Raw genomic sequence first — 19810 nt, forward strand, 5'->3', positions numbered from 1 at the left:
ACTCTGCCTTCCAGAATTTGAAATATTTAGCTTCGATTCGAAACGTAATGTCGGAGGCAGACATCAAGGATGTATTAAGAACGGTTGATCTGGATCCGGACAGTAAACAGACCGTAAAAAAGTTTTCCTTAGGGATGAAACAACGGCTGGCGATTGCGCAAGCCATCATGGAATATCCCAAGCTATTAATTTTAGATGAACCGTTTAATGGACTGGATAAAAATGGAGTGGATAAGATGAGAGCCTTGTTGTTGGAGTTAAAACTGAAAGGAACCACGATTTTAGTAACGAGCCACCATCGAGAAGATATTGATATCTTATGTGATTCGGTGTATGAAATCGATCATAAGCAATTGCAGTCGCTTTGATTTGGTATCTCGTTGGGGATTACGATACGATAGCTATCTTGGCGATTGTGTTTCCATACACCGCCAGCTATGTTTCCCAACGGAACCGGAAGTTTCACTATTTTTCCACCATTCTGATCAGACAGCATCCGCCGCCAACGCCTATGGCCGCCCGTACACTTCGCCGGGCGGCCATAGCGTGATTCAGATATATCATGTAACTTGATCTCAGACGCCTTTACTATCATCCAACTAGGTCTCTACACTGTATTGTTCATCCAATGTCAAGAAAGATGGGACCCATAATTTTTTATCATTCTTCCCCTTATCTATATATGTCAATGCTTCGAGTCGCTTCATTCCAAATAACATTTGCGTCCAATTGTTCTGAAACATAACGCAAAGGTACCAAAGTACGCTTATTTACAATCATCGGCGGAACATCGATACCCGATGACAACTGGCCAATAGCCATGCTAAGTGTTTTTCCTTCAAGATTAATCGTAACTTGCTTGGTTGCCTGTTCCCATCCAACATCCGCGCCAAAGGCTTCGGCGATAAAGCGTATCGGAACCATAGTACGGCGGTCGATAATCATCGGAGCCACATCGGACGTTTTGGTTTCACCGTTAACTGTGTACGTATTTTTGTCTATTGTCGTTACCACGCTAACCAACATATCTGAAATCAATATTCCGTATTTGCCCAATTTTGACGTTTTTGCCTCGAACAAATTGTTTGAAATCATCTTGCCGCCAAGTTGATTATATTTTTCTTCATTGAGATAGCGGACTCCTGTTATTTTACTTTTTTGTTCGTCTGAAAGCTCAAAGTCAGTCAAATTGAAATGAATTATTAACGGTGTATTGAGAGCTTCCGGTTTTTTATGATTAGCAACTATGTTAATATCATATGCCTGTACCAGCAGCTTGCTGTTGAGTTTATCAGTTTTTTCAACATCCATTGTTAACGCTGCCGCTGATTGGGCTACATCAATGACCACTTTATCGTCTGATTCAATGTTCATTTCGGCAATATTTTCAGGACTTAAACCTAACGAAACGATTCCCTTCTTTATTGTCAGAGCCTTGTTAGCGTGCTGCACCATCGACAATGTTGAGCCGGATATGGCGATTGAGTTGACGCTATCAGCCATATTAACATCAGGATTTTTTCCCTGGTCCAACTGCTCGATAATCATTGCATCAACATTTGCATCAACATTATTGAACTGTTGATTTGGGAGTTTAGCTCCGTGTCCACTGCCTCCACTGCCGGAATTTCCACCTGTGCCTACATAAGTAAAGCGGGCTTCGAGCGTCCTGTTTGCTGAAGCGGCGAAAGTATACGACGCTCCTGCACCGTTGATTCTCGCACTGCTTTCATACCAACCATCGAAAGAATAACCTCTGTTCGCCCTTGCAGTTAGTGTGACTTGCCCGCCCGATGCATACGAGCCAGAGCCGGTTACTGCGCCGCCCGTTCCTGCTGTAGCCGTGATGGTGTAAGGATTTGTAGAATTTTTTAAAGTAAATTTTGCAAGTAAAGTTACATCAGATTTCACGATGAAGCGATATTCGGTTGTTGAAGAAACTTTATTATTATCAACATACCAACCTTCAAATTCGTATCCATCGTTTGCGATGGCGCTGATTTGTGCATAGTTTCCAAGTTGACGAACGCCTTGCCCCGTTACTGTTCCATGTTCCTCGTTTTCAGAGAGAACTTCGACCACAAAATAGGCTTCCATTGCCTCGCTACCCGTCAAATCTTCATCGGGTACAATCTCCGTACCATTACATGACAATGAATATCTACTAGAGGAACCGTTCTCCATTCCATTTTCAATATCCGTTATGCCATACGCAGGGATATTCCCCGAGAACATCATCCCTGTTGCAATGGGAACTTCATAATAATTGACTACTCTTGAAACCTCGCCTGCTTCAAAGCAATACTCATTCACAGAGTATGTCATTTCACCGTCATCTGTTGCAGTCAGTCTCACACTAAAATCCGCATCCGCAGGTAGATAGATGAGCTTTTCCCCGTCTTCATTAACAGCGGAGATAATTGTGCTATCTGCAACAGTTTGCGGTTCGTCAGAGATAATTGCAGCAACTAATTCATTACTTTCAGCAGCGTATACTTCAACATCAACAGGGCAATTAACTCTGACAATTCTATAGGATCCCGTCGTTCCAACCCAAAACGCATTGCTAGTGTAATTGGGGTCTCGCGACTGCAGCCACGCAAGACAAAGCTCTGGATAATGAGCGGAGCCGATACCATCAAGGTTACAAGCAAATGTCGCAGTTAATTTGGGGTGGCTTACCACAAATTTAAGTACAATCGAAGCAGGACTTACTACCACACCGTTAATTTGGCTTTTGTTGTACGTGGAAATACCAGCTGCCTCCAAACTTTCCACTGCATATTGTTCAATCTGCCCCACAATACTGCCAAAAGCTAACTTCCCTATCCATGTTGTGGACGCTATGAGCTTTGCCATGTTGAAGGGGCTTGACAGCTTGTCCACAAAAAGTGAGCTAAATTGTTTCCACTGATCATCGTCTGCTCCTAAGATGATGGCCAATGCCTCACGAAGATCGTCCTGAAATTCCTTGACATAATTAGAACGACTTTTAAGCTGATTTTTCGCGATCTTAGTAATTGCAGTATCTAAAAAATCACTTTGATCGACGTTATTTCTAATGTCATTTACAATTTCCACACTTAACGGCGGCAATCCTTTTTTAGCTGCCATTCCAAATTTCCTCATTCGGAAGTTATCAACCGTATACGTTTTAGTTGCCTGCAATGCAAAGAACTGTTGAAGCATTCGTTGCTTATAATTTCCATAATTCATAAAGTCATTGCTTGCTGTTGGCAATATAATATCAACGCCATAACGGGCAAATCTGAACGGAGCAGTAGCGGGTGCAACTTTTGTAACAAGGTCGTTAGGATTTATTATATTAATAATGTTATTGTACAGGGACTTTCCATGAACGTTATCATATAAGGCTCCGGCCGGTGCTTCAAAACAAAACGCATAAAGGTTCTCCGGCGTCAGCGTACAATTGCCCAAATCTGCGCCATCATCCAAAGCACCTGCAACAAGGTTAGCTGTCGCAGCGGCACGGCTAAAACCAGTCAACCAAAGCTTGATATCACCTGTGATGCCTTTATTCTTTATGTATTCTCTTAAAAACGTCAAGACACGTTCTTTGGCAATTTCAAAGCCTTCGTGCTGTCCTGTTTCACCCAATCTGAAATTTCCCGCCCATTCAGCGCCATATCCGCCACCTCTGATTGCTAACGCTATCAACGTATAGTCCTTTTCGTCGACAGTAATCTTCTTGTGGGCAGCAACAGCACCTATAGAATCTCTTTCGGGACGAATTTTGAAATCATCGCTTGCTTCAAACGTGCTTTTTCCAGAAGAATCTTTGAAACCTATATCATCCAAAAGTTTCCTGGCGTTCTTGCTTTTATTCGTGTAATTAACTCCATCCTCATTACTTCCCCACGCCGACAATTCTAGACATAAAGACATTGTGGCAAGACTGTCGTTATACTTCCAGCGTTTATTCGCACTATCCCAAACCGCATATGAACTACTATCAAAGTACTCGTCAGTATAATAGTAAGTCGCGTGATCATCGTAATTTTTCTTCTTGTTTTCTACATCATCTATTGGAGAAGCATAGCGGAATGTTCCAGAGAATGTTGTAATATCCTCTGCGATATCCTCGAAAGCAATCTCCAAATCATCGGGGTTTACGACGTCATGATATCCTACGTTTTGAAGATCGTTCATAAATCTGCGTGCAAACGCTAACTCGCTTCCGTCAAGGTTGTGAAAAAAGCCCAAAGAATAAATATAATACCCTTTCCCTTTAGGAACTGTGTTGTACACGGCGTTAGCAAATTGATACAAATAATGGTCACTGTAGGTATATCTTCCTAAGTAAGTATGTTCCCCCATGTTTGGCAAGCCATCTGACAATAGAAGAATATTCTTGATGGTGCCGGTTTCATTGGCGATAGAACTCAATAGATTGTCAGCCTCTACTAAACCTTGATTGGTATTGGAAATACCGGCCTCATAAATGCCATTTATTGAGGTTTGTAGTGCGGTATAATCAGTAGTAAAATTGCAGACGACAGTTGCATCTGTTCCATATGTGACAACGGCAACATAGTGTTCACCTTCTGCCTTTAGCACATCGTTGCAAAATTTTACCGCCGCTTTTTTTAGCGCATCTAAAGGCTTACCATACATGCTACCAGATCTGTCAAGCACAAGCACAGTGTATATTTTCGTTGTGTCGCTCGTGATAAAAGTTCTTGTCATAGAAGTAGACTCTTTGTTTATAGACAAAGACCCAGGAGGAATGGTCATCATAGAAATGAGATTGCTTGTCGAAGCGCTAATCTCTTCCGGTTGATCCCGCATGTAGACTTCGTTGACTATATTCGCTAACCATTCGGCCCGCAAAAGTTCTAACCCCTCCGTCGAACCTAGCGAATCGGATTCGGTTGCAAGTGCTGAAACCGGTACAATGGATAAAACCATAATTAGAGCCAGAACAACACTTAATACACGTTGTTTCATCTCGAAAACCCCTCCCGTTTGGATTGGTGTTTTGTTATGAATTCGGCCTAATATTCTCGTCCAAAATCGCGCGTATGGAAAATCGAACGATTGGATCGCGATAAGATGGACATGGCCATGAAATTCAGTTGGTTGCGGATCTAAAAATGGTCTCTATAGAACAAGTCGCAGAGATCTATAAAAACCCACGGTTAGAAGTTTTATTTTGGCGCCCATAAAGTCATCTCCCCTGTATCGAAATATCTAGCTGTGAGAGGATAATTTTACGATACCATGAATTTACTCTCAATATAAAATAAAGGTTGTTATAATATGTTTCGATATTATGTTCATTTCTCCCCACGCCATATCACCGACCGGGGAAACGCCAATGGCCGCCCGTACACTTCGTCGGGCGGCCACTGCGTGAGTAAGATATATCATGTTAACTTGATTTCAAGACCCTTTAATATCATCCAAGTAGGTCTCTACTCTGTATTGTTCGTCCAATGTCAAGTAAGAAACACCTTCAAAAATCAATGCTTTGGTCGGGTTGCCCATCGCATCAAATACCGTAGACGCCCACAAATGATCCTTATCTGCAACTTCGTTATTTTCATCGCCTATGCAAAATAAATCATACAGCGAAACCGTTACCGTCCGGACAGCTCCCGGCTCATCGTTGGATAAAATGTAAGAGAATTGAACATCTCCCGTAAAGTAGCTTTGGCTATTTATTTTATAGACGGCAGGGGATGCATACACATTCGAGACCAACGTCCCCTTTGACAGTGGCGGCAATTTGGCCGATGCGGATGAGCTGGTGGACAACGTTACGGTTTGGGCGTCAGAGGTACCTTCTTGATTTGAATTCGTATATTCATAGGATAGTTCCCCCCCAACTTGTGCTCCAGTCCCCAAAAACTCGGCTTTTGTACTATAAGTGAATTTAGCGCCTGCTTTATGGCTATGCGTAACCGACTTCGTCAGCGTTGAAGCGTTGGACACGGTATGCGAAAAATCATACGACACCGTCAGTTCGCCGGTAGCGCTATTATTAATCGCATCGTGCTGTAAAGCTTGGACCAGTTTCTCCGGCCCTCTTTGCACCAGTTCCATTTGGACCGGAGTATCCGGGACAGCCCCTTGTTCTTCCACATTTATTAATTTCACATCACGCACATCCACTCTGACACTTGGATGCAATCCGTTATGCAGATAGCGGACATAATTAGGAATTACTTTTCTCACTGATTGTTCGATATTTACAACTTGAACCGCCTGCGCCTGATAGTTGGATGATCGGATTTGGTTATTTGCGTTCACTGCTCCCGTATTCACCGCTTCCGCGTTCACCCTGGCCATGTTTGCTGCCGGCATGAGAAACGAGACACTTACCATCATCATTACAGTTAGAAGTTTTATTTTGGCGCTCATAAAGTCATCTCCCCTGTATCGAAAATCTAGCTGTGAAGATAATTTAACGATAACATAGGTTGACTTCCAATATAAAATAAGGGTTGTTATAATATGTTTCGATATTATGTCGTTTCTCCCCTCGCAATAGATGGTTACTGTACTTTGATAGTGCTACACAAAAAAATAGGCCCCCCGAATGCGGGAGACCTGACTCGATCATCGCTTTACAGTTTCTTCATTTCTTCCTTCAGCAGTTCTGACTGTGTCCCGAAGACAACCTGCACATTTCCTTTGCCCAGACGCATGACGCCGGCGGCGCCTTGCGCCTTCAGCCCCTTCTCATCGACGAGCGATTCATCCTTCAACGTCAGCCGCAAGCGGGTGATACAGGCATCGAGGGACGTGATGTTATCCTTGCCGCCGATAAGCCCTAGCACTTTGACGGCTTTGGCATGCAAGTTCGAATTCGCCGCTCCCTGCTTCTCCTCTTCGCCAGCCTCGTCATCATCTTCCCGTCCCGGCGTCTTCAGGTTCAGCTTCACGATCATGAAGCGGAACAGGAAGTAGTAGACGACGAAGTAGACAAGGCCGATCGGAATGAGCAGCAGCGGCTTCGTCGCCAGACCGAAGTTCAGCACATAGTCAATGAAGCCGGCCGAGAAGCCGAACCCGTGCTTAATCCCGAGAAGCGCCGTAATGACGCCGGACAAGCCGGCCAGCAGCGCATGCACAGCGTACAACACTGGCGCCACGAACATGAAGGCGAATTCAATCGGCTCGGTAATCCCGGTCAGGAACGAGGCGAAGGCTACGCTCAAGAAGGCGGAAGATACGACTTTGCGCCGTTCCGGCTTCGCCGTATGAATAATCGCCAGCGCCGCGCCCGGCATGGCAAACATCATAATCGGGAAGAACCCGGTCATGAACAAGCCGGCCGTTGGATCGCGGTGGAAGAAGCGCTCAATATCGCCGCGGAATATCTCCCCGCCATATTCGAATGATCCGATCTGGAACCAGGCGACATTATTGATAATATGATGCAGGCCCGTCGGAATGAGTAGCCGGTTGACGAGCATGAAGATGCCGGAACCGATCGCTTCTAGACCAACAACCCAATTCCCGAATGCGTCAATCGCTTCCTGAATGGGTCCCCAAATAATGGCGACGGGGATCCCGATCACGAGGATCGCTAGAGAAGTAACAATCGGTACGAACCGCTTGCCCCCGAAGAAGCCAAGCCAGTCCGGGACCTTAATATTATGATACCGTTCATACATGAACGCCGCGAGACAACCTGTCATGATCCCGCCAAGCACGCCCATGTTGAGCACCAAATCTTCCGGAATAAACGCGAATACTGTCGGCGTCGTGGCCAGCACCTGCTGCAGGATAACATGCGCGATAACGGCAGCCAACGCCGCCACGGCATCGCCAGCCAGACCGATTGCGACGCCTACTGCAAAAATAAGCGGAAGCTGATTAAAGATCGTTTCCCCGCCCGCCAGCAAATACGGCGCGACGTACTGGTTCATGAAGCCGCCGACTGTAGCGCCAAAATGAAATTCTTCGACATAATCGATTGCGCCGAAGCGCATCATGATGGCCGCTGCAGGGAGTGTTGCGACTGGCAGCATGAGAGCACGTCCAATTTTCTGTAAAAAGCCTAGCATGGAAGGTTCCCCCTTTTGAGAGTTAGTTAAAGTATGGATGAATGGGGGAAGAAATATTCTTCCGCCTGTTATCACCTGACTTGCCCACAATGGCCCGAACAGCGAAAAAAGGCATGAGCCTGCATCAGAACAACACCCGCGCAAGCGGATGGTTCCGGCAAGCTCATACCTAGTCGAACTAGTAATACGCTTGATTCGATATGATGCTGTCCCTATTATTCGGCATCCCGATGGAATAGGCGGTACAAGTGCATGGCAATATAGGCGGTCTCATCTTCCGATACCGGTGCCTTCAACTGAGCGCTCATCATCTTGGAGCACTCTCCGGCAACCTCGTATTCATAAGGAGCCATCTCCTGCATCCGGTCACGGAACGGATTGCGGGAATGCTGGCCCTGGCGGATACGCTCTATCGCGAAGCGTAGATGGGTAACCAACCGTAAATAATCAATGCCGTCCTTCGGTATCGAACTGCCCCGCCGCACCTCGATAAGGCCAACCAGCTCCCGCAGCAGATGATTATGCTTGACTACATTGCCTACAGGGACATGGGCGACGGCCGACTGGATATGGATCGTGAGAAACCCGATCTCATCCTCCGGCACCTCGACGCCGAATTGGCGTCCAATCATCTCTGCCGCGCAGGAAGCCAGCTCGTATTCCTTCGGGTTTAGCGTCCGGATTTCCCATAGAAAAGGGTTTTCGATCTCAATCTGATGCCTCAACCGGTACAGCGCAAATTCGATATGGCTTGGGAGCGCAAGATGAATATGCTCATTCAGATCGGGAGTCAATTCGGAAGCCACAATGGAAATGATCTGTTCCGATACGTCAATCACTTCTGGATCAATCTGCTCGAGCAGCATCTGATATTGCGAGAGATTCTGCTTGTTGTCCAAAAAAAACGTCTTCTCAATTCGCGTATCGCCGGAAAGTAGCGGGTGCCCGGGCTTCACCCCGAACCCGACTCCTTTTCCCATGAGAATGGTTTCCTTGTCCGTCAGCACTTCCTTCGCCAACACAACATTGTTGCTTAAGGCGCGCATAATCTCAAAGCGGCGTTCGCTAGGCAACGGTAAGCTCCTTTCTCAATCAGACGGGTTATTGCGAGCAGTCGGGTGGAAACGGTTACGAAAAATCATGCACTATATAAGCTTATTGTAAAATAGCACGAAACTATCTTCAATAAAAAAAGAAAAAACATCAAGGATTTGATGAAAACTTATTAAAAATTAGTAAGCTTGAGGGAGAATGCTTCATCCTTTCTCCCTCAAGCTTACATAAGTTTACTTATATTGTAAGTTCCTGAATCACCGGAATGCGTTCCACGACAAGATATTGTATCTCTTCTGCCGTCGTCAGCCGCAGCGCTTCCTCAGCCAACGCCTTCATCGCTTCCCGATCAAGCCGACTCAGCAGCACGCGGGCCGGAAGAACCGAGCTCGCGCTCATGCTGAACTCATCTAGACCGAGGCCAAGCAGCAGCGGAATTGCCTTGAGATTGCCGGCCATCTCTCCACACATACCGGCCCACTTGCCGCGGCTGTGTGCCGCATCGATGACCATCTTAATCAGCCGCAACACGGACGGATGGAACGGCTGCGACAGATGTGACACCTGCTGGTTCATGCGGTCGGCGGCCATCGTATATTGCACGAGGTCATTGGTGCCAATCGAGAAGAAGTCAACTTCTTCGGCCAGTTGGTCGGCGGCGATCGCCGCGGCCGGCACCTCGATCATAATGCCAACTTCCATCTCGCGGTTATAAGCTATGCCTTCCGCATCCAGTTCCTTCCGCACTTCGGCAAGCAGTTCGTTCGCTTCCCGCAGCTCGGTAATCGTCGCGATCATCGGGTACATCAGCTTGATGTTGCCATGCGCGCTGGCGCGAAGAACGGCCCTCAGCTGCGTCTTGAACAAATCTTGGCGATCGAGACAGAGCCGAATCGCGCGGTAGCCGAGGAACGGGTTCATCTCCTTCGGCAATTCCAGGTAAGACAATTCCTTGTCTCCTCCGATATCGAGCGTCCGGATGACGAGCGGCTTCTCCACTCCCATCGTCTGGCAGACTGCAGTATAAGCATGATACTGCTCCTCTTCCGAGGGGAACGTGTCACGGCCCATGTATAGAAATTCCGTCCGGAACAGGCCAACCCCTTCTGCCCCGTGATTACGCGCGCCAAGCGCATCCTGCGGATTGCCGATATTGGCGACCAGTTCGACCCGATGGCCGTCGCTTGTCACCGATGGCCGATCCTTGTACTGCTTCATCTCTTCCCGGCGCAGTTCGAACTTCTCCTTCTTCTCCCGGTAGGCGGTCAACGTTGCGGAATCGGGCTCGATCAGCACGATACCGTTGGAGCCGTCCAGAATGATCATCTGGCCTGTCTTGACGCTGCGCATCGCATCCGTCAGTCCGACCACCGCCGGAATCTCTATCGAGCGGGCCATAATCGCGGAGTGCGACGTGCGTCCGCCCGTCTCCGTAACGAATCCGGCCACCTTGGATCGATCGAGCTGCGCCGTGTCGGATGGCGTCAGATCATTGGCGAACAGAACGACCGCCTCGGTGAAATCATTCAGCGATGCCGCCTTGACGCCGGATAGATGGCGTTGCACCCGCTTGCTGACATCGCGGAAATCGGCTGCCCGCTCGCGCAAATATTCATCATCCAAGCCTGCAAAAATCGCGACCAACTGCTCGGTCACCTCATACAGCGCAAATTCGGCGTTGACGTTCAGGGCGCGAATCCGCGCAATCGCCTGCCCGATAAATTCCTCATCCTCCAGGAGGAGCTGATGCGTAGCAAAGATCTCCGCCTCATGTTCTCCAAGCCGGGCCGCCGTGCTTGCCTTTAACTCTTCCAGTTCATCTCTCGACAGTGCAACCGCATTCTGAATCCGCTTTACTTCTGCATCCGCTTCGCTGGGAGCGATATCTACCCGTTCCACCGAAGCTTCCTGCTCCTGCAGGACGAACGCTTGCCCGATAGCATAGCCGGATGCGGCGGCAATCCCTTGTAGCAGCATGACGGTTCTTTCACTCCTTCTGTTCTCAATCCCGTCTGTATCGTGTCTATTGTGTCGCATCGGCATATTTTCGCCGTTCGTCATATCTAATATAACCGTATCCCTCGCGATTAATCGAGAACGGATTCCAACACGGCACCTACGGCATCAATCGCCTGTTCCGCTTTATCGCCTTCAGCCGACACCGTAATGACGTCGCCCGCCTTCATGCCGAGTGTCAGCACGCCTGTGATGCTTTTGGCGCTTACTTTGCGGCCCTTGAACTCCAGAGATACTTGCGCATCCGGGAACTCAGACGCTTTTTTCATAATGGCTCCCGCCGGCCGGGCATGCACACCTTGCGGATTTTTGATCGTAAATTGCTTTTCCATAATGGCCTCCTCTTTTCAAAAAACCTATTTTTTCATTACGATTTCCATCATTTCCGTCTCATTCTTCTTGACGGGTCCAAGCTTCGTCGTCAATTCGGCAACCGCATCGCCATTCGCGACGACCACCGGCGTGATGACAGGAAGGCCCGCTTCACGAATGCGATCCATATCGAACTCGATCAGGATATCGCCCTGCTTCACTTTGTCTCCCGTCTTCACATGCGGAGTGAATGGCTCGCCCTTAAGTGACACCGTATTCACACCGATATGGAACAACAGCTCTAGTCCTGATTCGTGCCCAAGCACGAGCGAGTGATGGGAATCAATCAGATGGATGACCTGTCCATCGAACGGAGCGACCAGCACCCCTTGCTCCGGCTCAATCGCCAAGCCGTCTCCAATGATTTTTTGGGAGAATGCCGGATCGTCCACTTGTTCCAGGGGAACGGCATTGCCGGTTATGGGTGCAACGACCGATATCGTTTTCTTCTTTTTACCAAGTCCAAACATGTGAATTCCTCCTCGTAGTAAGCACTGGTGATGCCCAACCGTGCATCCGCGCCGAATCACGGAACAGGACAAATAACGGGAATCCCTGCAATGGCGTTAGTTCTCGTACAAAGAAAAAAAGGCATGGCTAAAGCATGCAGTTCACGCTGTGAACGGCCGCTAAGCTCATGCCTAGTCGTACTAGTAACACGCTGCTTGCAGTGTAAATGTCAACACTATTTTAGCATGAGCGCATACGGGATGCAAGCCTGCGTTACTGCTGTTACCAACATGACATCATCGCCAAGAGCTGTAACTGAGCGGTTATCCATTAAGATGCACGTTCCGGGACAAATTCATACCGATGACCTTTCAGCCACAACCTCTGGCGCTTCTCAATAAACAGGACTTCACGCGTGGCTCCCGCCCCATCGGCGTGCCGACGCTGGCGCCTGCGATCGGAACGGTGCACATGCAAGCGTCTGCTGGCAGGGGTCCTTTATGTCGATTTTTGAAATAAAACGATGATTCTTTATCAACTTTTCATATAATTTCACGGCTGGATGTTGTAAGATGAACAAAGGTTTACGAGATAGATAGTTTGGCAACTTGGACGGTGGATAGGGAAAATTATGATTTATACAGATTGGATGTATTGGCTGTTTGTGCTCGTGGCTGTCGTCACGTTCCACCTTATGCCGCAACGTGTCAGACCCTGGGTAATCTTTGCCTCAGGCGTCGCATTTTACTACTATTATGCAGGCTCTTATTTGTTCCTGTTGCTAGCTGAGGTTGTCGTCGCCGTTATAGTCGTTGCGGCCGCGGCGAAGTGGACCAAGCGATGGATTTATCCCATGGGCATTATCGGCGCCATTCTCGTGCTTGGTTATTTCAAGTACACGAATATGATACTAGATACATTACATGATTTGTTTGCGTTTTTGCATCAGCCTTTTTTGCCGAAGGCAGAGCAGATTGTGCTGCCGTTAGGCATCTCTTACTTTACGTTCGAGCTGATTCATTATTTGGCAGAACGCAAGCGCGGGACGTTGCCGGAACATCGGCCGGAAGGACTGTTGTCGTTTATATTCTTCTTCCCGACGATGGTGGCCGGGCCAATCAAGCAGTTTCAGGTATTCTATCCCCAGCTTGCTTCGAAATTTCACATCGACCATGTGATGATCGGGGTAACCCGAATTGGATTCGGGTTGTTCAAGAAGCTCGTGCTGGCCGGTTCGATCGATTTGCTGGCGCAACCGGTATACTCGCAAGCCGGAATAGCAGGCTCGGACACGGCGACGCTCTGGATCTCGCTCGTCGCCTATACATTCGTTATTTATTTCGACTTTTCGGGGTATTCGGATATGGCTATCGGAACCGCGCGCTTGTTCGGCATTGTCGTGCCGGAGAACTTCCGCTTCCCTTATCTGGCCCGCAGCGTTGCTGAGTTCTGGAACCGTTGGCACATCTCGCTAGGTTCCTGGCTCACCCGCTATGTGTATTTCCCGCTCGGCGGAAGCCGCGTCCCTGCTCCCCGTGTCTATATGAATCTAATGGCAACGATGACCGTCTCCGGCCTCTGGCACGGAGCCGCTTGGAATTTCGTTGTCTGGGGCATGTTCCATGGCGTAATGTTATGTATCCATCGCTTCTACGTGAAGCAAATCAAGCCTTCATTAAAGCCCGTTCCGAAATGGCTGAAGCCGGGAACGACAACCATCGCGATTTTGATTACGTTCTTTGGAGTAACCATCAGCCGGGTATTTTTCATTCTGCCGATGGTAGACGGATGGGATTTGATGCTCCGGCTGATCGGCTTGCGATAGGAAAAGCGATGTGCAATTCTTGATGGAATGGAGGTGTAGATATCGTTACCAATTTATTTCTGAACAAGACCGTGTCCGTCATGCTTATCTCTTTCACCTTGGTTGGATTGCTCGGACTAAGCTATAGAGCCGAACAAGTGGTCGAACACATGAGGCAAGAAGTCGTGGCATATGCGACAAAGGAACTCCGCGTTCCAACATATGATTCGATCGTCTATACGCCGTTATGGGTGGAATATTTGAAGGAGCAGTCGAATGACGGCAAACAGGTCATCGGCATGTTCGGGCCTTCCACTGTATTTGGCACGACCGTGAAGAAGGGGGAGAACACCTCGGCCGGCGTCCTTCAGGTTCATTTGAAAGACAGCCGCGTACTCAACCTGGGGCTGGCGGGCGGGCGATTCACGGAGACATACGCTCTGCTCGCCTCGATGATAGATAATGTCGATTATGTTGTCTATGAGATCAACTACGGCATCGCCGTCGTTGCGGATAATGAACCGAATGTCGTCGTTTATCCGTCGCTTGTCGAGAAGCTGGATCAAAATATTCCGCGCAGTTGGCTGGATGCGTTTCCGGACAAAAATCGCCAGTCGCTTCCAAGCCATACTCACAATTGGGTCGCGTCCCATGTCCTGAATCAATGGACCTTGTATCATGATCGCGATGCGATCAGTTACTGGCTGTTCGAGACACGTACGCCGATGGAGAAAATCAGCCGGGAAATCCAAAAGAAAGAGAATGAGAAAAAAAGGATAAAAGAAAGCTATACCCCAATGTATACCGCCTACGACAAAATGAATGACGCCCAACAGGAAGGCATCGACAATCATTATAAAGAGCTTTATCACTGGAATAAGCCCTACGACAAGGATAACAGCTTCGGCTTGTTCATCATTGAAAAAACGCTGGATCTGTTGCAGGAGCATAATAAAAAAGCTGTATTCTATTCAGCTCCACTGGATAAAGAGCATATTACGAAGAAGAAGCTGTTCAATTGGAATGATTATAACACGGTGATGGACGCTTATCAGAAGTTGATTGAGTCGAGAGGCTACCCATATATCGATTTCAATAAGGATAAGGACAATACGATCCCGCATGAATATTATCGCGATCCGGCCCATCTTATCGACAAAGGGAATCATATGTTCGGAGAAATTTTGTATGGGAGGTTGAAGGAATATGGAATTACAACCCCGTAGCGCCAGACTGACCGAGATGAAAGCCCGCCGTCTCACCCATCGTGTCAGACGGGCACTGCTGATGGTGGGAGCAGCGCTCGGCGGAGCCATCGTCCTGATCGCCATCGTGCTCGGTATATTGTTCTTCTCCGGTGAGACGCAGGAATTTATTTATATGAACTTCTAGTGTAAAAATAACGGCATGCAATGACTGGCTCCCAGTCTTGCATGCCGTTCCTATTTCCCTGTGGAATCCGATTACCTAAAGCTTAGTTGAAGTGCGTTTGTTGTGGCACCAGGCCACCCGTGGGAACTAGAAGAAACACAGAAGCCTCAATTCATTTGTGTAATTTACACTCTTCTTCAAGTTCTTTAATCCCTGTTACTTCTACGAGTAAGCCAGTTAGAGCACCTGCTGCTGTTCTAGTCTTGTTTGCAACTGAAGCATCATTATAGATGTGTAAAACTGCTTGCTCTACCCCACCCAACTCTTCTACATATTTTTTTATATTCTTTAATTTGGCAATTGAAATAGAAGTCGTAACGAGTACCGTTCCTAACGCAAGGGTGCAACCTGGTATCCCTCTTTTACTTCTAGCCTGATCTCCCTGTTCCTCATTTTGTATTTTCACGGTTATGCCTTTATTTTTAAAGTATTCCGTTAATTCACTTGATTTCTCTGTTACCAACAAACTGTCAGGGACAATTGCTATTGATCTTAATAAAGGAGTAAGTTTATTAACTTCTTCTTGAGTTAAGTCATTTGGAATTGAACTCGCTTCTACACTCATTGAGGAAAAAAATAAAGCACCAGCAAGAAAACAACTAACCAATTTCATCTTTTTTATCATTGTATCTCTCTTTCCCCTTCCCTCCGATTCATTCTTGGTCGCAGAAGAATCGCGAGTTCGTCAAGATTTTGTAAGCACTTCGAAACTTGACATGTCATCTTCGTTAGACACACTCGCTACTAATTTCTTTAATCCCTGATAGTTCGGCCAGCAAACCGCTAAGAGCGACGGTTGCTTCTTCCGTTTTTGTTGCAACGGAAGTGTCTTTAATTAAGTGCAGCACGGTTAGCTCTATTCCACCTAAAGTTTCTATATATTGTTTTATTTTTTTTATTTTAGCGATTGGAATCGCAGCCGTGACGAGTACCGTTCCTATGGCAAGGGTGCAACCTGCTGCCCCTCTTTTATTTCTTGCTTGTTCCCCCTGTTCCTCATTGTATATGTTCATAATTATGCCTTTACTCTTCAAGTAATTACTGATTTCGTTTGATTTCCTATTTACCAGTAAACTATCAGGGATAACTGAGATTTCTGTTAATAAAGGAGTAACTTTATGAACGTCTTTTTCAGGTAAGGCATTTGGATTTGAACTAGCTGCTACAGTAATTGAGGAAAAAAATAAGGAACAAGCAAGAAAACAACTAACTAATTTCATCTTTTTTATCATTGTCACTCTCCGCCCTTTCTCTTCATTTTTGTTGTAGCCTTATATAAGGTATGCATTCGATATTTTATTTGTTCCTGTATAAATGTGAAATTTACAGATTAAAACGAATTCCTTCTATCGATTGCTTGAAACGGAAACTTCCATTAGCCGTATGGTAAGTTCACGATGCACCTTAGCGACAGTCTGCCTTCTTCGGGTGATAAGCGTCCACACAACCAATGAAAGTTTTCCATATCATAAATACGATTCGAATTCGTCTGCATCATACGGAGTAGGTGGGGGTTTCCTATGATCTATACAGCTCTCGGTGATTCGATTACATTCGGGGAGAATGCCTCCTCAGCGGCAAGAGCTTATCCCCGATTGGCCGGATCGATGTCATGCCCTTACCGGGTATATGTTCTCGCGCGTCCCGGTTGGAGTGCCTATGATTTATTGGATGCCGCGATATGGCAAGGGTCTTCCCTAATTCGCCGTTCTGCAGTCGTCTCGGTATGGATTGGAGGCGTGGATCTGGCGAATGCGGCGCTGTCTGCGCTTCGAAGTCGGCAACCGTTGGCTGCTAAACGGATTTTACACCGTTATAAGCGAACCTTGCATGCCATTTTGGCTCACATTAAAAACAGCAGCCTTGCCCGGATGATTTGCTGCACGCAATATAACCCGTTTCCGAACAGCCCTCTCTCTTCCATGTCAATAGACCGGTTAAATTACGTGACCAATAAAGCTGCCCAAAGCTACGGCGCCACAGTCGCACCTGTTCATATGTGGTTTGAAGGGAAACAAGCCGATCTTATCTATGGATATCGAAGAGGAAAGCTGGAAGATGCATTGAGCGGGTTCCTGCCCATCCATCCCAATGATCAGGGGCACCGGCTGATTGCCAAAGGGCTGGCTCCCTATCTTGCCGCTTGTAAGCCAGCTTCCTGATCCTCTCCATCTGTTTCAACCATAAAAGAGAGCGGAACGATGTTGTTCCGCTCTCTTTCTGTTCCTCAGTACCCACGCTCCATGTCTTGCTCCGTGTTCAGATCGTGCTTGCTTGGATTCACTTTATTTGTTATTATAATTGACGAACGTTCGTTAGATTTGAGGTGTTCGGATTGAAAAGCAAAGAAATTAAGGACGCGGCTTTGAAATATTTCACCATACATGGTTATGAAGGGGCCTCGCTGTCTCTCATCGCGAAAGATGTCGGCATGAAGAAGCAATCGATCTACGCCCATTTTAAAGGAAAGGACGATCTTTTTCTGCAAGTGCTGCGCGACGCGAAAGAGACGGAGCTCACTTCCAAGCTTCACTATTTCAACAGCATAGGATCCCAGCGTCCCGAGAAGGCGTTATACGGATTTCTGCAATTGGTTATCGATCTTTTCCAAAAAGATGAGCAGTTAACGTTTTGGCTACGCATGTCTTTTTTTCCGCCTGCCCATCTTGCCGAAGCGATCGGGGCGGAGGTCATCGATATCGAGGAAAAGGTACGGGCGCTGCTGGAACGCAAATTTCAGGCTTGGATCGATGAGAAAGCCATCGTCGAAGAAGCAACCAAAACGCCGACCCTCGCCTTCCTGGGCGTCGTCGATTCCATAATGCTGGAGCTTGTATATGGCGGCCATGATGAGCAACGACTGAAGGAGAAATTGGAGGCTTCCTGGACCGTATTTTGGCGAGGGATTGCACATCCTTGACTATGACATTTAAGAAAGTGGTTAATTTATGAAGAAAACAGTCAATGAACAAAAAGCGGTATTACTTATTCTACTAAGCAATGTATTCATTGCCTTTCTCGGCATTGGCCTTGTCATCCCCGTCATCCCGTCTTTTATGAATATGATGCATTTATCAGGCGCAACGATGGGCTATCTGGTCGCCGTATTTGCATTGGCCCAACTGCTGATGTCGCCGCTCGCCGGACGCTGGGTTGACCGTGTCGGCCGCAAGAAGATCATCATCATCGGCTTATTCCTGTTTGGCGTGTCCGAGCTCGTCTTCGGGTTGGCCGGGAATGCAACGATGCTTTATATCGCGAGGCTGCTGGGAGGAATTAGCGCCGCCTTTATTACGCCGGGGGTTACGGCTTATGTGGCGGATATTACCTCCATTCAGGAACGGCCGCAAGCGATGGGCTATGTCTCGGCCGCCATTAGCACCGGCTTTATTATCGGGCCCGGCCTCGGCGGCTTTATTGCGGAATACGGTATACGCATGCCCTTCTTCTTTGCGGCGGGAATTGCCTTTTTCGCCTGCCTTTTATCCGTATTTATTTTACAAGAGCAGCTTACGAAAGAGCAGCTTGCGGAAATTTCCGCGAAGGCAAAGCAAAGCAGCTTTCTTGCCGATTTGAAAAAATCGCTCCACCCGCTCTACTGTATCGCCTTTATTATCGTTTTTGTGCTCGCTTTCGGTTTATCCGCATACGAAACGGTCTTTGGCCTCTTTTCCGTTCATAAGTTCGGCTTCACACCAAAGGATATTGCAACCGTGATTACGATAAGCTCCATTTTCGGCGTCGTCGTGCAAATCTTTATGTTCGGAAAAATGGTAGAACTGCTCGGGGAGAAGAAACTGATCCAATTATGCTTAATTACCGGGGTCGTCTTGGCAGTGGCGTCCAGCATCATCTCCGGTTTTTGGACGGTGCTGGCGGTAACCTGCTTTATTTTCCTCGCCTTTGATCTGCTTCGACCGGCATTGACGACATTTCTATCCAAAGCGGCCGGGAAAGAGCAGGGCTTCGTCGCCGGAATGAACTCAACCTATACAAGCTTGGGCAATATCGTCGGGCCGGCGATGGCCGGAATGCTGTTCGATCGCAACATTCACTATCCTTACCTGCTCTCTTCCGTCATTATGGTCATCGGCCTCGGCATCACCTTCATGTGGAAAGTAAAGCCTTTAGAGCAAAACGAAGCCGAATAGCTTCATCTTTGTCTGATTCACTTTAGGGGCAGGGCCAGCTTTCGCTGGCTCTGCCCTATTCCGAGATCTTTAGATTTATCTTCCAATTCTGGGCTTTCCATGATAGAATCAATCAAAACCATTTTTTGGAGTGATCTTCTTGAAAAAGATACTTACAAAGATGCTGTCTGTTGTGGTAGCCTGTGCGTTGGTTGTATCGTTGGCAGGTGTTGCTTATGCTTCACCAGAGCAAGTTGGAGTTGAGCCATCCTATTCCGTCACTCATGAGAAACATATCCCAATCAGCAAAGAGGACTACACTACCTATGTAAAGTACCATGAAATTCCGCAAACGCTCGACATTCAGGTAGTAGACAAGCACACAGGCCAAACCGTTTTTAACGAAAACGGCGCGTCTATCAGAACCGTATTATCTTGGTTGGAACAGCCAACAGAAAGCAATAGACATAAGCGAGTTGCATTTGCCATTCCGTTAGTATGGGGCGCTGCTGAAATCA

17 protein-coding genes are annotated in these 19810 nt (G+C 47.4%); 8 read left to right on the plus strand and 9 right to left on the minus strand.

The window, feature by feature from the left end; translation table 11 throughout:
• On the plus strand, positions 1 to 368 hold a 368-nt coding region (locus PPOP_RS07350; RefSeq protein ID WP_006285535.1), incomplete at its 5' end, for an ATP-binding cassette domain-containing protein.
• A 304-nt stretch (positions 369 to 672) separates the two neighbouring features.
• On the opposite strand, the gene PPOP_RS07355 is transcribed toward PPOP_RS07350, so the two are convergent.
• From PPOP_RS07355 to PPOP_RS07385, 7 genes are all read right to left on the minus strand, one after another.
• On the minus strand, positions 673 to 4968 hold the full coding sequence (locus tag PPOP_RS07355; protein ID WP_006285536.1) for a stalk domain-containing protein: 4296 nt from the start codon (positions 4966 to 4968) through the stop codon (positions 673 to 675).
• Positions 4969 to 5403: 435 nt separating this feature from the next.
• Complete coding sequence (locus PPOP_RS07360) at positions 5404 to 6384, minus strand: hypothetical protein (protein ID WP_006285537.1); 981 nt, start codon at positions 6382 to 6384, stop codon at positions 5404 to 5406.
• Positions 6385 to 6590: 206 nt separating this feature from the next.
• The gene (gene nagE / locus PPOP_RS07365; RefSeq protein WP_042227812.1) at positions 6591 to 8036 is read right to left on the minus strand and encodes an N-acetylglucosamine-specific PTS transporter subunit IIBC; all 1446 of its coding nucleotides are present in this window, start codon (positions 8034 to 8036) and stop codon (positions 6591 to 6593) included.
• A gap of 215 nt (positions 8037 to 8251) precedes the next feature.
• Positions 8252 to 9109: a glucose PTS transporter transcription antiterminator GlcT gene (gene glcT / locus PPOP_RS07370; protein ID WP_148277866.1), complete on the minus strand. Its 858-nt coding sequence runs from the start codon at positions 9107 to 9109 to the stop codon at positions 8252 to 8254.
• A gap of 217 nt (positions 9110 to 9326) precedes the next feature.
• Positions 9327 to 11066, minus strand: coding sequence for a phosphoenolpyruvate--protein phosphotransferase (gene ptsP / locus PPOP_RS07375; protein ID WP_006285540.1), 1740 nt, complete (start codon positions 11064 to 11066; stop codon positions 9327 to 9329).
• A gap of 110 nt (positions 11067 to 11176) precedes the next feature.
• Positions 11177 to 11437 (minus strand): HPr family phosphocarrier protein, encoded by a 261-nt coding sequence (locus tag PPOP_RS07380; RefSeq protein WP_006285541.1) that lies wholly within the window; start codon positions 11435 to 11437, stop codon positions 11177 to 11179.
• A gap of 24 nt (positions 11438 to 11461) precedes the next feature.
• Positions 11462 to 11947 (minus strand): PTS sugar transporter subunit IIA, encoded by a 486-nt coding sequence (locus PPOP_RS07385; RefSeq protein ID WP_006285542.1) that lies wholly within the window; start codon positions 11945 to 11947, stop codon positions 11462 to 11464.
• Positions 11948 to 12558: 611 nt separating this feature from the next.
• Between PPOP_RS07385 and PPOP_RS07390 the strand changes: the two genes are divergently transcribed.
• From PPOP_RS07390 to PPOP_RS07400, 3 genes are all read left to right on the plus strand, one after another.
• Complete coding sequence (locus PPOP_RS07390) at positions 12559 to 13752, plus strand: MBOAT family O-acyltransferase (RefSeq protein ID WP_006285543.1); 1194 nt, start codon at positions 12559 to 12561, stop codon at positions 13750 to 13752.
• A 164-nt stretch (positions 13753 to 13916) separates the two neighbouring features.
• Positions 13917 to 14957, plus strand: a complete 1041-nt coding sequence (locus PPOP_RS07395) for a hypothetical protein (protein WP_006285544.1) — start codon at positions 13917 to 13919, stop codon at positions 14955 to 14957.
• On the plus strand, positions 14938 to 15123 hold the full coding sequence (locus PPOP_RS07400; RefSeq protein ID WP_006285545.1) for a hypothetical protein: 186 nt from the start codon (positions 14938 to 14940) through the stop codon (positions 15121 to 15123). Before PPOP_RS07395 ends, PPOP_RS07400 begins: the two co-directional genes overlap by 20 nt.
• 151 nt (positions 15124 to 15274) lie before the next feature.
• On the opposite strand, the gene PPOP_RS07405 is transcribed toward PPOP_RS07400, so the two are convergent.
• Both PPOP_RS07405 and PPOP_RS07410 read right to left on the minus strand, forming a co-directional pair.
• Complete coding sequence (locus tag PPOP_RS07405; protein WP_006285546.1) at positions 15275 to 15787, minus strand: hypothetical protein; 513 nt, start codon at positions 15785 to 15787, stop codon at positions 15275 to 15277.
• A 103-nt stretch (positions 15788 to 15890) separates the two neighbouring features.
• Positions 15891 to 16394: a hypothetical protein gene (locus PPOP_RS07410; protein ID WP_006285547.1), complete on the minus strand. Its 504-nt coding sequence runs from the start codon at positions 16392 to 16394 to the stop codon at positions 15891 to 15893.
• Between the two features lie 288 nt (positions 16395 to 16682).
• Here PPOP_RS07410 and PPOP_RS07415 point away from each other — a divergent pair, with 288 nt between their 5' ends.
• From PPOP_RS07415 to PPOP_RS07430, 4 genes are all read left to right on the plus strand, one after another.
• A complete protein-coding gene (locus tag PPOP_RS07415; RefSeq protein WP_042227815.1) occupies positions 16683 to 17324 on the plus strand; it encodes an SGNH/GDSL hydrolase family protein in 642 nt (213 codons plus the stop codon).
• 164 nt (positions 17325 to 17488) lie between these two features.
• Complete coding sequence (locus PPOP_RS07420) at positions 17489 to 18082, plus strand: TetR/AcrR family transcriptional regulator (protein ID WP_006285548.1); 594 nt, start codon at positions 17489 to 17491, stop codon at positions 18080 to 18082.
• Positions 18083 to 18110: 28 nt separating this feature from the next.
• Positions 18111 to 19313 carry an MFS transporter gene (locus PPOP_RS07425; RefSeq protein ID WP_006285549.1) on the plus strand — a complete coding sequence of 401 codons (1203 nt, stop codon included), beginning with the start codon at positions 18111 to 18113 and terminating at the stop codon, positions 19311 to 19313.
• Positions 19314 to 19473: 160 nt separating this feature from the next.
• On the plus strand, positions 19474 to 19810 hold a 337-nt coding region (locus PPOP_RS07430; RefSeq protein WP_006285550.1), incomplete at its 3' end, for a hypothetical protein.

The organism is Paenibacillus popilliae ATCC 14706 (assembly GCF_000315235.1).
Classification (GTDB): domain Bacteria; phylum Bacillota; class Bacilli; order Paenibacillales; family Paenibacillaceae; genus Paenibacillus_B; species Paenibacillus_B popilliae.

Bases quoted from the DNA above. Each gene is read 5' to 3' on its own strand.
- PPOP_RS07355 (WP_006285536.1), bottom strand. From the start codon at position 4,968: ATGAAACAACGTGTATTAAGTGTTGTTCTGGCTCTAATTATGGTTTTA.
- PPOP_RS07410 (WP_006285547.1), bottom strand. From the start codon at position 16,394: ATGATAAAAAAGATGAAATTAGTTAGTTGTTTTCTTGCTTGTTCCTTA.
- PPOP_RS07415 (WP_042227815.1), top strand. From the start codon at position 16,683: ATGATCTATACAGCTCTCGGTGATTCGATTACATTCGGGGAGAATGCC.
- PPOP_RS07390 (WP_006285543.1), top strand. From the start codon at position 12,559: ATGATTTATACAGATTGGATGTATTGGCTGTTTGTGCTCGTGGCTGTC.
- PPOP_RS07360 (WP_006285537.1), bottom strand. From the start codon at position 6,384: ATGAGCGCCAAAATAAAACTTCTAACTGTAATGATGATGGTAAGTGTC.
- nagE (WP_042227812.1), bottom strand. From the start codon at position 8,036: ATGCTAGGCTTTTTACAGAAAATTGGACGTGCTCTCATGCTGCCAGTC.
- PPOP_RS07400 (WP_006285545.1), top strand. From the start codon at position 14,938: ATGGAATTACAACCCCGTAGCGCCAGACTGACCGAGATGAAAGCCCGC.
- PPOP_RS07385 (WP_006285542.1), bottom strand. From the start codon at position 11,947: ATGTTTGGACTTGGTAAAAAGAAGAAAACGATATCGGTCGTTGCACCC.
- PPOP_RS07405 (WP_006285546.1), bottom strand. From the start codon at position 15,787: ATGATAAAAAAGATGAAATTGGTTAGTTGTTTTCTTGCTGGTGCTTTA.
- ptsP (WP_006285540.1), bottom strand. From the start codon at position 11,066: ATGCTGCTACAAGGGATTGCCGCCGCATCCGGCTATGCTATCGGGCAA.
- PPOP_RS07380 (WP_006285541.1), bottom strand. From the start codon at position 11,437: ATGGAAAAGCAATTTACGATCAAAAATCCGCAAGGTGTGCATGCCCGG.
- PPOP_RS07425 (WP_006285549.1), top strand. From the start codon at position 18,111: ATGAAGAAAACAGTCAATGAACAAAAAGCGGTATTACTTATTCTACTA.